The organism is Staphylococcus sp. ZWU0021 (assembly GCF_000798895.1).
In the GTDB taxonomy this organism is placed as follows: domain Bacteria; phylum Bacillota; class Bacilli; order Staphylococcales; family Staphylococcaceae; genus Staphylococcus; species Staphylococcus saprophyticus.
The window spans coordinates 1-13,623 of record NZ_JTLN01000027.1; the positions used below are offsets into that span (position 1 = coordinate 1).

Annotated in this window: 27 protein-coding genes; all 27 read left to right on the forward strand. The window is 34.6% G+C overall.

What is annotated here, in order from left to right; genetic code table 11:
• A partial coding sequence (locus L987_RS13700; RefSeq protein WP_269429215.1) for an SA1788 family PVL leukocidin-associated protein occupies positions 1 to 154 on the forward strand: 154 nt, incomplete at its 5' end.
• A complete protein-coding gene (locus L987_RS14105; RefSeq protein WP_052190955.1) occupies positions 154 to 969 on the forward strand; it encodes a DUF3310 domain-containing protein in 816 nt (271 codons plus the stop codon). The genes L987_RS13700 and L987_RS14105, both read left to right, overlap by 1 nt.
• Positions 969 to 1,178: a hypothetical protein gene (locus L987_RS05450; RefSeq protein ID WP_047503389.1), complete on the forward strand. Its 210-nt coding sequence runs from the start codon at positions 969 to 971 to the stop codon at positions 1,176 to 1,178. The genes L987_RS14105 and L987_RS05450 overlap by 1 nt, the downstream gene beginning before the upstream one ends.
• Positions 1,162 to 1,536, forward strand: a complete 375-nt coding sequence (locus tag L987_RS05455; protein ID WP_052190957.1) for a hypothetical protein — start codon at positions 1,162 to 1,164, stop codon at positions 1,534 to 1,536. The genes L987_RS05450 and L987_RS05455 overlap by 17 nt, the downstream gene beginning before the upstream one ends.
• Before the next feature lie 113 nt (positions 1,537 to 1,649).
• Positions 1,650 to 2,126, forward strand: coding sequence for a hypothetical protein (locus tag L987_RS05460; protein WP_047503391.1), 477 nt, complete (start codon positions 1,650 to 1,652; stop codon positions 2,124 to 2,126).
• Positions 2,127 to 2,396: a DUF1024 family protein gene (locus tag L987_RS05465; protein WP_052190959.1), complete on the forward strand. Its 270-nt coding sequence runs from the start codon at positions 2,127 to 2,129 to the stop codon at positions 2,394 to 2,396.
• 1 nt (position 2,397) lies between these two features.
• Entirely contained in the window at positions 2,398 to 2,583 is a 186-nt protein-coding gene (locus tag L987_RS05470; protein ID WP_047503393.1) for a hypothetical protein, read from the forward strand.
• On the forward strand, positions 2,576 to 3,097 hold the full coding sequence (locus L987_RS05475) for a dUTP diphosphatase (protein WP_047503396.1): 522 nt from the start codon (positions 2,576 to 2,578) through the stop codon (positions 3,095 to 3,097). Before L987_RS05470 ends, L987_RS05475 begins: the two co-directional genes overlap by 8 nt.
• A 142-nt stretch (positions 3,098 to 3,239) precedes the next feature.
• Positions 3,240 to 3,434: a hypothetical protein gene (locus L987_RS05480; RefSeq protein WP_047503399.1), complete on the forward strand. Its 195-nt coding sequence runs from the start codon at positions 3,240 to 3,242 to the stop codon at positions 3,432 to 3,434.
• Entirely contained in the window at positions 3,422 to 3,655 is a 234-nt protein-coding gene (locus tag L987_RS13280; protein ID WP_052190961.1) for a DUF1381 domain-containing protein, read from the forward strand. The genes L987_RS05480 and L987_RS13280 overlap by 13 nt, the downstream gene beginning before the upstream one ends.
• Positions 3,656 to 3,886, forward strand: a complete 231-nt coding sequence (locus L987_RS05490; RefSeq protein ID WP_047503402.1) for a hypothetical protein — start codon at positions 3,656 to 3,658, stop codon at positions 3,884 to 3,886.
• Positions 3,887 to 4,303 carry a transcriptional activator RinB gene (gene rinB, locus L987_RS14110; protein WP_047503405.1) on the forward strand — a complete coding sequence of 139 codons (417 nt, stop codon included), beginning with the start codon at positions 3,887 to 3,889 and terminating at the stop codon, positions 4,301 to 4,303.
• A gap of 1 nt (position 4,304) precedes the next feature.
• Positions 4,305 to 4,502 carry a hypothetical protein gene (locus L987_RS05500; RefSeq protein ID WP_047503408.1) on the forward strand — a complete coding sequence of 66 codons (198 nt, stop codon included), beginning with the start codon at positions 4,305 to 4,307 and terminating at the stop codon, positions 4,500 to 4,502.
• Positions 4,502 to 4,729, forward strand: a complete 228-nt coding sequence (locus L987_RS05505) for a DUF1514 family protein (protein ID WP_047503410.1) — start codon at positions 4,502 to 4,504, stop codon at positions 4,727 to 4,729. Before L987_RS05500 ends, L987_RS05505 begins: the two co-directional genes overlap by 1 nt.
• A 9-nt stretch (positions 4,730 to 4,738) precedes the next feature.
• A complete protein-coding gene (locus L987_RS05510; RefSeq protein WP_052190964.1) occupies positions 4,739 to 5,014 on the forward strand; it encodes a helix-turn-helix domain-containing protein in 276 nt (91 codons plus the stop codon).
• Positions 5,015 to 5,016: 2 nt separating this feature from the next.
• A complete protein-coding gene (locus L987_RS05515) occupies positions 5,017 to 5,316 on the forward strand; it encodes a hypothetical protein (RefSeq protein WP_047503412.1) in 300 nt (99 codons plus the stop codon).
• Between the two features lie 17 nt (positions 5,317 to 5,333).
• Positions 5,334 to 5,780 carry a DUF722 domain-containing protein gene (locus L987_RS05520; protein ID WP_047503414.1) on the forward strand — a complete coding sequence of 149 codons (447 nt, stop codon included), beginning with the start codon at positions 5,334 to 5,336 and terminating at the stop codon, positions 5,778 to 5,780.
• A 592-nt stretch (positions 5,781 to 6,372) separates the two neighbouring features.
• Positions 6,373 to 6,723 carry an HNH endonuclease gene (locus tag L987_RS05525; protein WP_047503416.1) on the forward strand — a complete coding sequence of 117 codons (351 nt, stop codon included), beginning with the start codon at positions 6,373 to 6,375 and terminating at the stop codon, positions 6,721 to 6,723.
• Between the two features lie 161 nt (positions 6,724 to 6,884).
• A complete protein-coding gene (locus L987_RS05530; RefSeq protein ID WP_047503419.1) occupies positions 6,885 to 7,370 on the forward strand; it encodes a phage terminase small subunit P27 family in 486 nt (161 codons plus the stop codon).
• The gene (locus L987_RS05535) at positions 7,363 to 9,114 is read left to right on the forward strand and encodes a terminase large subunit (RefSeq protein WP_047503422.1); all 1,752 of its coding nucleotides are present in this window, start codon (positions 7,363 to 7,365) and stop codon (positions 9,112 to 9,114) included. Before L987_RS05530 ends, L987_RS05535 begins: the two co-directional genes overlap by 8 nt.
• Positions 9,115 to 9,125: 11 nt before the next feature.
• Positions 9,126 to 9,317, forward strand: a complete 192-nt coding sequence (locus L987_RS05540; RefSeq protein ID WP_047503431.1) for a hypothetical protein — start codon at positions 9,126 to 9,128, stop codon at positions 9,315 to 9,317.
• Complete coding sequence (locus L987_RS05545) at positions 9,317 to 10,552, forward strand: phage portal protein (RefSeq protein WP_047503434.1); 1,236 nt, start codon at positions 9,317 to 9,319, stop codon at positions 10,550 to 10,552. Before L987_RS05540 ends, L987_RS05545 begins: the two co-directional genes overlap by 1 nt.
• Entirely contained in the window at positions 10,539 to 11,096 is a 558-nt protein-coding gene (locus L987_RS05550; RefSeq protein ID WP_047503437.1) for an HK97 family phage prohead protease, read from the forward strand. The genes L987_RS05545 and L987_RS05550 overlap by 14 nt, the downstream gene beginning before the upstream one ends.
• 40 nt (positions 11,097 to 11,136) lie before the next feature.
• Positions 11,137 to 12,489, forward strand: coding sequence for a phage major capsid protein (locus tag L987_RS05555; protein WP_047503440.1), 1,353 nt, complete (start codon positions 11,137 to 11,139; stop codon positions 12,487 to 12,489).
• A 71-nt stretch (positions 12,490 to 12,560) separates the two neighbouring features.
• On the forward strand, positions 12,561 to 12,902 hold the full coding sequence (locus tag L987_RS05560; protein WP_047503442.1) for a head-tail connector protein: 342 nt from the start codon (positions 12,561 to 12,563) through the stop codon (positions 12,900 to 12,902).
• Positions 12,892 to 13,221, forward strand: a complete 330-nt coding sequence (locus L987_RS05565) for a hypothetical protein (protein ID WP_047503446.1) — start codon at positions 12,892 to 12,894, stop codon at positions 13,219 to 13,221. Before L987_RS05560 ends, L987_RS05565 begins: the two co-directional genes overlap by 11 nt.
• The gene (locus L987_RS05570; RefSeq protein ID WP_047503450.1) at positions 13,218 to 13,622 is read left to right on the forward strand and encodes a hypothetical protein; all 405 of its coding nucleotides are present in this window, start codon (positions 13,218 to 13,220) and stop codon (positions 13,620 to 13,622) included. The genes L987_RS05565 and L987_RS05570 overlap by 4 nt, the downstream gene beginning before the upstream one ends.
• Position 13,623: the final 1 nt, after the last annotated feature.

The following is a 13,623-nucleotide window of genomic DNA, read 5'->3' on the forward strand; positions in this document are numbered from 1 at the left end:
AGAGGACAGAGAACGTGAGGAACGTAGACGAGATAAGTTAGATGCTAAACAACGTAAAGAACAAGAACGACTGCAAATGATTGAAGATGCGAAGTGTAGAGACCCATACTGGTTTGACAATACTTGGAATCAAATGTTCAAGGGGTGGAGTTAATGAAGATTAGGGATTTAGACTTAGATCAATACGTAATCGTGTATGACATGGGTAAGAGTGAGAACAATGAAGGTATGACAGTTGTCGGACGTGTGGAAGAAATAGTGTTCAATGATGATAACGACAATGTAGCTACTATCAATTCGTTAGGTAACTTATACGATATCACAGACGATAACGATTTTGAGTTATGGAGTAAGAGTATCGAAGGTAAGACAGAGAATATAGGTACAACTATTAAATGGAATGATAACAGTAATTTAGAAGTGAAAGACAGTTATGAAATAAAAGTACCAAACGATATTTTAAATAATAATTCAAATTTAATTGAATATGTGGAAGATGAAATAAATACGCATAAGTCCAACGACGTACAACAACTTAAGCGTAACGATGAAAAAGTAGGATTATTTAAAATTAAAGATTTAAAAGTCGGTTATAAAGTCAAAGTGTTGGGTGACAACATGACAGGTGAAGTTACTGAAATAGCTGATAACGGTAAATCTGCTGAAATACAAGTGGATGATGGTGTGTATAGAGTTATCAATGATAACTATGATTTCACAATAATAGAATGGAATGCAGTACCAGAGTATGCAGAGGACATAGTCAACCACCCATCACATTATAACTACGGTGATATAGAAGTGATAAATTTCATAGAGCAGGTAACTCAACATTATAACGCTAACGTAGCTTATCACATTGGCAATGCGATTAAATACCTTGCACGTAGTCCGCATAAGAATGGTAAAGAGGATATAGCTAAAGCTAAGTGGTATATCGAGCGTGCGTTTGAGAATTGGGATAAGTAATGCAGCTATCAAACACAATCGACATTCGTTACAAATATAAAACTGGTGGGATGAACACCAAAGAAATGGCACAGTTGTTAAAGTATTATCGATTTCGGGGATATTTGAAATCCGTAAATACAAACAGTTTTATCGTGGCAGTGTTGCCAGAGGATAAAGGACATAACAGGAAAGTAATGGAGGGGATTATCAATGAAAATAAAAACTAAGAAACAACTAAACTTACCACAGTTGATTGAGTGGGCGTGGGATAACGATGTGAGAGGTCAACTTTTTCCAACAGACCAAAATCAAGAAGCAGGAATATACATTGCTACAAATAGGGATTTGATGATGAATAACGCAGATTATATTAAATATAACAATACTTTCACAGTAGAAGTCGAGGAAACCGTAACAGAAAAAACGGAGTTTGAACTTTTGATTGAAATAACTGATGGATATCCGAATTGTTTATGGGAAGAAGCATCTGTTGAGGATTGGAAAGATGAGGATAGCAAAGAATTCCACGCATACATTGACGGAGAGTTCAAATTAATCTGGCGCGATGGAAAGCTGGTGGAGTAGATGATAGCTAATATCTTTCTATTTATATCTTACTTGTGCCTAGTATTAAGTATTTACGGATTGAACGTAAAAATCGATAGATTGTATGAAGAAGTTAAAAGGAGTGATGGCGAGTGATTAATTATGAAATGGCATTATATGAAATTGAAATGTACAAAAAGGCACACGAAAGTTTAAGTGAAAATTTAACTCTCGCAAATAAAAAAGCGCAACAATACAAAGCAGAGCGTGACAAATTTGAAAAAATGCTCAATAAAGAATACGAATGTGGCTATAAATTGGAAGGTCAATTGTATGATATGACAAAACAACGAGATACTTTAATCGACGATCTATCTTGGTATAAAGCAAAGGTTAGTAGGTTGGAACGAGAGAATGAAAAATTTAAAGAAATTAAACAAGAAAAAGAACAATTTGAAGAATCTTTTCAATATCAAATAGAAAAAAGACTTGAATACTTTAATAAATACCAAGAACACAAAGCGTTAAATAACGAATTCTCCCAACACATCGGCAAGAAACCATCGAGCAGCACGTATAAGTATTTTAGAGCGAAGTTGGATGGTATTGGGATTAAGGAGAGTGAGTAGATGGCGTATGAATATGAGCATGAGCATAGAAATATGAAAGCTGGCGTGTATTCAGGATTAGCTACAAATGAGTCAGTTGAAGAAATTAAAGAAGTCTATCGCAAAGCTAAGGCGTTTGATGAAGTGAAGCAGTATGCTTTGAGTAAAAATAAAGATTTTGAAGATAGAAAAGATACAGCTAGAAGTAATAAAGAATTTAATTACTTTAACACACTACAAATAGCAAACAGAGCAATTATAAATAAATGTAAACAATTGGAGGACAAATAAAATGACTAACTCATTAGACACACTAATTGCATTAAGCAAAGAATATATAAGAGTTCTTGAAGAACGTAAAAAAGAAAATCTTGAGTATGATTTTAATGTTGTATCAGAAACTAGAGTCGAACGTACAGGATTAGTGCTAAGACAAACAATGCTGGATTACGAAAAAGGGAGAATTAAAAATGACTAACACACTACAAATTAAACTACTAAGCGACAACGCAACTAAACCTAAACGTGCAGATGATGAATCGGCAGGTTATGACATATACGCAGCTGAAACAGTGATAGTTGAGCCACAACAGAAAGCATTAGTTGCTACTGATCTAGCAGTGAATATTCCTAAAGGTTATGTGGGATTACTTACAAGTAGAAGTGGTGTGAGTAGCAAGACACATCTTGTAGTAGAAACAGGAAAAATTGACGCTGGTTATCAAGGTCATATGAAGATTAATGTTAAGAATGATTGGCAATATGATATGCAAATTGATGCTGAAGCTTTCTATCATCATGATATACAAGGGGGTATTCATTTTGATTATAAAAATAGATATTATCCAATGAGTTACAAAATACAAAAAGGCGACCGACTAGCACAGTTAGTTATCGTACCAATATGGACACCAAAGTTAGAACCAGTAGAGGAATTTAGCAATGAAACAGCAAGAGGGCAAAACGGTTTCGGTTCAAGTGGAACAAGATAAAGATATTCTTGAAAAAGTAAAGGAAGTGTTGAGGAAATGAACATTAATAAGAATAAACACAAGCATTATGATAAGAAATTTACACGTATTGTAATTGATATAAACACTGGTCAGAAAAGATATGAATAAGGAGTGAGTGTGGATGAGAAAAATATGGAAAGGTTTCGTAAATATCGTTGAATCTTGTTTAACTAGAATAGGGAATTTTGTACTTGGTTTCTTTAAACCGTTTTGGAGTTGGCTAAAACGTATTTTATATCCATATAGATACTTCATTTTTGCATTAGATGTAATCTTAATTATATTGCTGGTGGTGGTAATGATATGCAGTATTTAATTAGAACACTAACCGATTCAACCGGCACACCTTTCACTCATGTAACTAAAGCACGTGTGAATGAAAAATATCAAGTGGTTGAAGCAAAGAATAAGGAAGAGGCGTTGGAGATGGCAAAGAAACCTAAAGGATTATTAAGTGTAGTACCTTCTAGTTTTAATAACAGTCCAATTAGTAGAGCTTTATCGCAAGGTAACAAATATAGAAAGGACAGTGAGTGAATGGAGATAGGTAAATACTATTACGTTGTGGTTAACAATGAGAACAGAATGTTTAATGAAGTAGTAAAATTGTATGGTGATACTCATGCGGAAACGATTGTAACAACTACACTAGACACTGAAAGAGTTAGATTGTTTGATACTTACAAAGACGCTAAAGAGTTAGCTGATACTTATGGCTTTAAAGTTAAGAAGATTAGAACTGACATTTTAGGATTGGGGAGTAAATAAATGACTAAGTATATATGTGTAAGAAAAATGGATTTCAGTCCAAAGGAATATGAAGTGGGCGACATCGTTGAAATTAACAAATTGGACGAACCTATAACGGAAAGATATGAATTTGAAGATTTAACTTTTTCTGCAGAATTACATTATGAAATAGTAGATACAGGGTTCAGGTTGCAAGACAATACGTTGAAACGTTTCTTCAGAAAAGTACAACCTAAAGACACTATTCGCAAACGAATACTTAAAACACTACTGATCATTACCCTATACGAACTAAGCAAATACGTTACGAATGAAATTATCACACGCAGACAAGCAAACGATGCGGTGGATCAGTACCCGATGGATTATGCAGAGATTATAAGAGACCAGAATAAACAAATGAAAACATTAATGTATAACCTAGGAGGTAAGTAGGATGGATAAAAATTTAAACAATGAATTAGAAGATATGATGGCAAATGATATGGCTTATACATTCAGTAGAAACATGATGATGGCGAATAAAGAAAGTAGACAGATGATTGAAACTGCACAACGGTATGGGTTGTCTGAAAAACAAGCGGTATTAATGATTTTAGAATTTGGATCTATACAAGAGAGTGAGGACGAGTAATGTTCTGGATTATAGCAACTATTCTTCTAGGCGTAATCGCAGTCATTTCACTTATATATAACGCAATCAAAGATTCTAAGATAGATGCACTGGAATATGAAGTATCATACTTGCTAGATATTATATTCAATGATCATGGCGATGTGGTATTGAGGTTGAAGGAAAACGAATTAACGGATGAAGATATTAGAGAAATCAAAGACGTATGGGATAAACGTATAAAGTAGGTGGAGAGAATGATTGAGTGTAAATTAAATGAGTTAATAGAACAAAGAGGTGTTACGCAAACTGAAATAGCAAATGCTACTGGAATAACTAGACCTACATTATTATCGCTTATCAGAAATGACGCACAAGGTATTAAGTTCAATACTTTAGAGAAACTATGCGAATACTTCAATGTGAATATAAGTGAGCTATTAGTATTTGATGAGGTAAGAGAGCCAACCGAAAATGAACAATTAGATAAAATTATAGATATAGCAAGACAACTAAAATCTGGAGGTAATTAATTATGAATACAATAGATAAAATTAGAGAAATTAAACAAACGGTAGATGTGGATATATTAACATTCGCTACGAGATATGCAGGGTTGCCTTCTAAAGATATTGAGAAGATGGAAGCAATACTTTACAAAGATAATGTGTATGTAGATAAAGATGAACTCAATACTATATTGAATAACGTTAGAGATAAAGTAACAAGTAATCGTTCTGAATTAGCATGGGATATATCTAGTTTAGAGAATCAATTAAATCAATTAAACGACAGAAAAGAAAAGCTAGATAAAGTATCCAACTTAAATTACTAATAACTGGGAGGTAACATATGAAACTAGGTAAGGCAGATTTACCCAAACTTGAAGAATACTGGATTAACTATGATGAACTTAAAGGCCAACTTGCATATAGAAGATATGAACTGCTTTATCAACCGCAAGATACAAACATAGGTGGTGGTAAGTCCAATCTTCCGAGTAGTCCAGTTGAGAATGAAGTTATTAAACTACACAAGGATATTAAGTATCGTAACTTACAAGCAACACTCCAAGCAGTAGAAGATGTGTACAACAAAGCTACTGATGAACAGAAGGCTATCATTGAGTACAGATACTGGGAGAAAGATTTAACTGTATATGAATGGCCGGATATAGCACATGAGTTAACTAAGCGTAGAGCAGATGACAAGATTATAAGTAGGGATGCAGTATTAAGGATGCGTAATAAGATTATGAGAGATACAGCTGAACGAATTGGTTGGATTAACTTTGAATAGACCGCACTCCTAATAGTGTGGAAGTGCGCAGTGTCAACAAGGTATTATGATAACATAGGGTATTTCAGTTAAGGCGTTATAAATAAACAATACTATATTATATTTAGGCACACCTATTCCGCAGGTGTGTCTTTTTGTATGCAACTATTTAATCGACCCACCTAATAAGGACACATATATTAGGACGCTACTTATTAAGGTGAGGGAGTTAAGGTGTCACATACTTGAATACCCTTTAATAATGATATGCACAGTAATGACATTGTGTGTAGTTATATAGACAACATTCATTTAATTATATTAAAAGGTTTAATCAGTTTAAGAGATTGATGTAAACATTGAATAATAAAAAGTAATTGATGATTGTTGTTTAACAATTGAATATCTAAAGAAATGTTTTATTGATCATAAAGTTTATTAGATTAATTTGCATTTGATTGATGAAACAATTTCTAAAGTTAAAGACAAAATGATTTGAGATTATTATTTCTTATTTCGTTTTGTCTTTTATTATTTCTAAAACTAAATTACAAAATGAAATTAATAAAACAAAATTAAATAAATAAAATTCAAATGAAAGAAGTTGATTCATTTGTTTGTTCAACCAAAGGTTCGACTTGGTAACAAGAACTATACTCAAACCGAGTTGCAAAGGTATAGGAAAGCCAATACCAAAAGGTATAACCAAGAGGTTAGGCAGAATAGACGTAATAAGGAGTATACAGCGTTCTACAACAGTGCACAGTGGCGTAAGTTGCGTGTACAAGTGTTAATACGTGATAACTACTTATGTCAACACTGTTTAGCTGATGGCGTTGTGAATGACAAAGATTTAATTGTCCATCACAAGATTGAATTGAAACGGGATTGGTCGAAAAGACTGGATATGGAAAATTTAGAGGCGGTGTGTGTTTCATGCCATAACAAAATTCACGAGAAATAATTTCGTGATAATTTTTGAAAAATAAATTTGAAAATATTTTTGGGGCGAAGGAAAATCCCCGTCACTTCTGAGACGAGCGAACAACGAGCCGACCTTTTTTGCGACCAAATTCTAGAAATGAAAACTTTTTCACAAGCCATATACCGTTAGGAGGTGCTGGAATGGCAGGAAGAAAACCAAAATTAAACGCTACTAAGACAGGAAATCATAATAAAGATGTATTAGAACAATCGGAGTTAAGAGAAAACGGACTCAAAGAGTTTAAGAAAATAAATGTTGATTCTGTACCCGACGGTTTAACCGAAAATGCTGCTAAAGAATGGCTAAGAGTCGTACCATTACTTGAACAATTACCAATCGCTGATTTAGATTACTCACTTATCAAGAAGTATTGCGAAGTGTTAGATCAAAACGACACATTATATCGTGCAATAAGTGAGAAGAATGGTATTGAAGGAATGGTTGACCCAGAAACTAATCGTAAAACAGGCGCCTTCATGGCGTATATGGAATCGTTGAAAGAGTTAAGGTCAATCTGTGGTCAATTAGGAATGACTATTGATTCACGTATGCGATTGGTTGTACCGACTGAAAGCGAAGTTAAGCAGTCTGTGTACGATGAATTTGGTGTTGATGATGATGACTAACGTAAAGATACCTAAAGCATATGAAAAATTGTTGAATATACCGAATGAATTTAAAGACGATGCTTATAAATATTGCGTTATGGTATTGTCTGGTACTTACATTACATGTAAAGATACTAGACTTGCTTGTATACGCCATTTAAAGGACATACAACGGTCAGTTAGTGACGATGAATGGAATTATACTTATAAACCTAAACGAGCTAAAAAGGTTATTAAATTCGTTGAGGCGTTACCTGATACAAAAGGGAATATTAACAAACTAGGATTGTTCCAAAAGTTCATTATCGCTAGTGTGCGTGGTTGGTTTACTAAAGATACAGATATGTTGAGATTTAAAAAAGCATTTATATCAATGGCAAGGAAACAAGGTAAGTCAATTCTGGTATCAGGCCTTGTATTATATGCGTTCTTGTTCGATAGAGAGCCTAAAGAAGGTAGACAGATGTTTACGGCTGCCAATGATAAATCTCAAGCAAGTATTGTATTCAATATGGTGGCCAAACAATTGATGTATTTCGTATCTAAAGTACCTGAATTGAAAAAAGACGTTAAGAAAGTACGAGAATTACTTACACATACAAAAGATGGTTCATATATTCGTCCTCTCTCTCGTGATACTGGAGCAGTTGACGGTTTTGAGCCTTTTTTAGCAGTTATCGATGAGTATCATGCTGCAAAGACTAACGAAATGTTAGAGCTTATTCAATCCGGACAAGGTAACTTACTACAATCATTGATATTTATTATCTCTACTGCTGGTTTTGATCTAAACGCACCGATGTATACAGATGAATGGCCGTACGCTAAAGATATATTAGCAGAAGTATATACAGACGATGAATACTTTGCTGTTATCTTCGAACAAGATTCCGAAGATGAATGGCAAGACAGTACAATGTGGGCAAAATCTAATCCACTCATTAATGAAACAGATGAGCTTAAAGAACAAATCGATGATTTCCTTGAAAAGCGTGTTGCAGAAGCTACCAAAAAGGGTTCGATGTTTAGAGTATTAGTTAAAAACTTTAACTATTGGATGCAAGCAAGTGCAGAATCTTATTTAGACTTTAACGACTGGAAAAAGAACGAAACTGATTTTGACATTAACTATTCTAAAGTTTATATCGGTTTGGACTTATCACGTGCAGATGATTTAACAGCGATTTCGTTCATACACCTAGACGAAACCAACAAGCAATACTATATAACGTCACATTCGTTTGTAGGCACAAAAGGTGGCTTACAAGGCAAGATTGAACGTGACCTTATAGACTATCGGCAATTATCAGAAGAAGGTTATTGTACTATTACAAACTTATCAAGTGGCATTATTAATACTAACCAAGTGCTAGATTACATTGAAACGTATGTAAACAGACACAACCTAGATGTTCAAGCTATATGCTATGACCCTTATTCGATACATGGTGTGTTAGCAGAGATAGAACGTAGAGAATGGTATTACGACTTGTATGAAATAAGACAAGGGCCACAAACACTTTCTAATCCTAATTTAGATTTTAGACTGAACGTAATTAATGGAGATATTAAGCATCATAAAAATCCGTTGTTAGATACAGCAGTAAAAAACGCTGTTGCTAAGAATGTGAACGATTCAATAATGATTGAAAAGAAAATGAACAGACATAAAATTGATCCATTAATGAGTACTATTTTCGCATATGTGATAGCTAGCGAACATGAATGGGACACAGAAACGTTTATGCCAATGTTCTTATAGGAGGTGTGGCTATGAGCAAAATTCTTTATGCGTTATTAATACTTTTATTATTTATTTTAGGTATAGCAGGCGTATTTTACGGATTATATATTTTTTGGAAACCGTTAGCGTATATCGTTGGTGGTTTTATTTTTATTGGAATGGCAGGAATACTTAACCAAGCATATGATAATACCTCGAATGGTAAAGGAGGTGAAAATTAATGCCATTACTAGATTTAGGGTTTAGCAGTAAAGAAGAAAGAATGAGTAAAGATCTAGAACGTTTATTGTACTTTCAAGAACATGGTACACATGCAAGCTACACAGGGATAAACGCTTTAAAGAATAGTGATGTATTCACTGCGACACGAATTATATCCGCAGACATTGCTAGTACTAAGTTAAAAGTTAAAGGTCACGAAACTAATACAGTGATGAATCAAATATTAAATTTGTTTAATAACAATCCACACTCTGATTTACCAGGTTGGCACTTCAAATTCATCATCATCGCAAACATGTTACTCAACGGACAATCATTCGTTGAAATCATAAGAGATAAAAACGATTTCCCTACAGGCTTTAATTTCTTACATAACGACTTAGTAGGAATTGAAGAAAAAGACGGAGAAATTATTTACAACGTTAGTGAAGATTATGAAGGAAATGCAGTTAAGATAACTAGCGAAGATATATTGCACTTTAGATATATCACGTTAGATGGTTATGTGGGTTACAGTCCGTTATATGCATTGGCACATGAAATAGGTATATCACAAGGGTCGAAAGGTTTCTTGCGTAACTTCTTTGATAACGGTGGTACATCAACATCAGTGTTGCAATACAAGAAGGGTCAAATAAACTCGGAACAATTAAGAGATTTGAAAAAGAATTTTTCTGAAAGTCAGTTAAAAAATAATGGTGGTTTAGTTGCTATTGATGACACGATGGACTTTAAACGATTGCAAATACCCGTTGAAGTTTTGAATTTCTTAAACAGTTATAAGTTCAGTACTTCACAAGTTGCTAAAGCTTTCGGTCTACCAGTATCTAAATTAGGTATTGAAACAGTAAATACATCTATCACACAGGCAAACCTTGAGTATTTGCAAAGTACATTAGATCCAATATTCAAAATGATGATTTCAGAATTAGAAACCAAGATATTTAAGTTTATTGATTCTGGTTATGAATTAGAGTTTGATTCATCACGCCTTATTGATATTGACCCAGAATTACAATTGGAACGTATTACTGAATTGCATAGTAAAGGGATTATATCTACAGACGAAGCAAGAAGTGTATTTGGTTATCAACCTATTGAACACGGCGAAGAACCACTTGTGGACCTTAACAGAGCGCCACTTTCTACTTTACAGAATTATCAAGAATCTAAGATAGACAAAGAAGTCGAAAAGAACTCCATTAAAGGGGGTGATGAGTATGACGAACAGTAACGTTGACACTGGACAACAAGACATGGTTGTGGAAGGTTACGCAATTATCTTTAATTCAACGAGCGATGACTTGGGTGGGTTCAGAGAAATAGTAGCGCCAAATGCCTTAGACGGTGTAGATGTAAGCGACGTGAAATGTTTAATTAACCACGATTTCAGCTATGTTATAGGTCGAACGCAAGCAGGAACGCTTGAGTTAAAAGTCGATGAAAAAGGATTGTATTTCAAATGCCACTTACCTAATACATCTTACGCTAGAGATATTTATGAAAATATTAAAGCAGGCAATGTAAACCAGTGTAGTTTCTTCTACACATTACCACCTAATGATTCAACAGCTCGTACATGGCAAAACATTGATAATGAGTACGTTCAAACCATAAATAAAATCGATGAACTTATTGAAGTCAGTATTGTTACAATACCTGCCTACAAAGATACATCGGTTGAAGTCGGTCAACGTGCAAAAGATTTAAAGAAATTCAAACAGTTGGAACAAATGAAAATCGCGCTAGACATAGAAAGCCTTCGTTTTGAAACGTAAGGCTATTTTTTATACCTAAATTTAACAAGGAGGCATACACATGGCCAATTTAGATGAGCGCAAAAAAGAAATCGCTAGTCTGATTTCTCAAGCGCAAGAAGCAGTCGATAAGGGCGACCTTGAAACTGCACGTAATTATAAAGCTGATATTGATGCAAAGAAAAAAGAGTTTGAAGAACTCGAACAGCTTTCACAAGAAATTGAAGCGTCAGCACCTAAGCTAGAAGAAACACCATCTCCAAACGAAGGTGTAGAAGCGGAAGGTAACGAAGGTGATAACACTGGAGAAGGGTCAGAAAGTAAACCATCTGACGACAAAGAGGAGAAACCGTCAGACGAAGAAAAACCTGATGATAAACCGAAACCAGATGGTCCACCTGAATCTGAAGAGAAACCAGAAGCACCTGCTATCGAGAAAGTAGAAGAACCAACCGAAGAAGAATTAGAAGAAGAAAAAGACAAAAAGAAAAAAGAAGGAGCGAAACGTTCTATGGCGAAATTAAATCAAAACCAAGAAACTAACGAGGAAATCTTAGGTTTCGAACAATATATGAAATCCAAAGGTGCAAAACGAGATAATGTTAAATCTGATGATGCAGGTGTAACAATTCCACACGATATTAAATACATTCCAGAAAAAGAAGTTAACACAGTACAAGACTTATCACAGTTAGTACAAAAAGAAAAAGTTTCTGGTCCTAGTGGGGAGTACCCAATTTTGAAACGTGCTAATGCTAAATTCAGTACAGTTGCAGAATTAGAAGCAAACCCAGAGTTAGCTAAACCAGAGTTCAAGTCAATTGAATGGAAAGTACAAACTTATCGTGGATCTATTCCAATTTCACAAGAAGCATTAGACGATTCAGTTGCTAACTTAACTGCTATTGTGTCTGAAAACATCAACGAACAAAAAATCAATACGTTAAATGAAAGAATTGGTACTGTATTAAAGTCTTTTAATCCAACAACAGTGTCAAATGTTGATGACTTAAAACGAATTATTAACAAAGACTTAGACCCAGGTTACGACCGTCAAGTCATCTGTACACAAAGTTTCTACCAAAAATTAGATACTTTGAAAGATGGAAACGGTCGTTATTTATTACAAGATAGCATTATTAATACAGCTGGTAATACTGTGTTAGGTATGAATGTAACAGTTGTTCGTGATGATTTACTTGGTGCCAATGGTGATGCAAAAGCGTTTATTGGAGATATCAAGCGTGGCGTATTCTTCGCAGACCGTACTGACGTATCAGTTCAATGGATTGAAAACACAATCTACGGTAAATACTTGATGGGTGCATTCCGTTTCGATGTTAAACAAGCTGATGAAAACGCTGGTTTCTTCGTAACATTTGGTGAGAATGCAGAAGGCGATGATACACCCTAATGCTCCCCAAAATGTCGTAGTTAATACGAATGCAAAATCCGTTTCTATTACGGCAGAATAGGGGTGTTTAGATGTTCGATTTAGAAAGTAAAGAATCCGTAAAAAAAGCAATACGTGTGGACCATGATTTTGACGATGACTTAATTATGGAAGTTTATTTGCCTGGAGCGATTAACGAAGTGAAAACAGCTGTTTCGTTAAATGATGAGGATGAAGAATTTTATAATAACAATCAGACATTTAATTTAGCAGTATTGAATATCATCGCACACCATAATGATAATCGTTCAATTACTTCAAACGAACAAAGTTTTGACATACCGGCATCTTCAATGAAGTTAGTACAGACATTGCGTAGCGATCTTGCTAAATGGCGTAGAGATAATATCGAGGTGATAGCCGATGAATCTTAACCAATTAGATTACAGAGTTACGTTTTATGAGAATACTAATGACGGACCAGAAGCTGGTATGAACGAACGGAACGAATTATATAGTTGTTTTGCTGGAATGTATGAGCCTACACAAAAAGACGTTCAGTTAGGAAACTTAGAACTTAGCAAAAGGTCAGTCACATTAAATATTAGAGATGCTCAACCTCAATTTATACCTAATGTAAATCAAATATTCGAGGTACAAAACGGTATGTATGCAGGGTTGTTTTTTAATGTCAAAAATGTGGCACCTGCTAAGTCACCTAACTACGTCAAAGTCGTAGGTGAAGAACAATGACGGTAACAGTTAAAGGTGATAAAGAAATAATCGCTTATTTAGAAAAGACATACGGTAAATCTGCTACAAAGCGCATAACAGACTTTGCACTAACTAAAGGTGGACAGAAGGTTGCTCAAATAATAAAAAACAACATGAAGTCATTCAAAGATACCGGCGAATCTGTCGAAGAAACGACAGTATCAAAACCTATGACGATAAATGGTGTACGCACAGTGAAAATCCATTGGCGTGGACCTAAACAACGTTATAGGATTATCCACTTAAATGAATATGGTCACTTTGACCGTGCTGGTAAGTGGGTTAATACAGCTGGTAAAGGTGTTATCGAAAACGCTATGCGTGAAGGCAGAGAAACGTATTTTAGAACAGTTAAAGAAGAAATAAGAAGGAGGGTGTAAC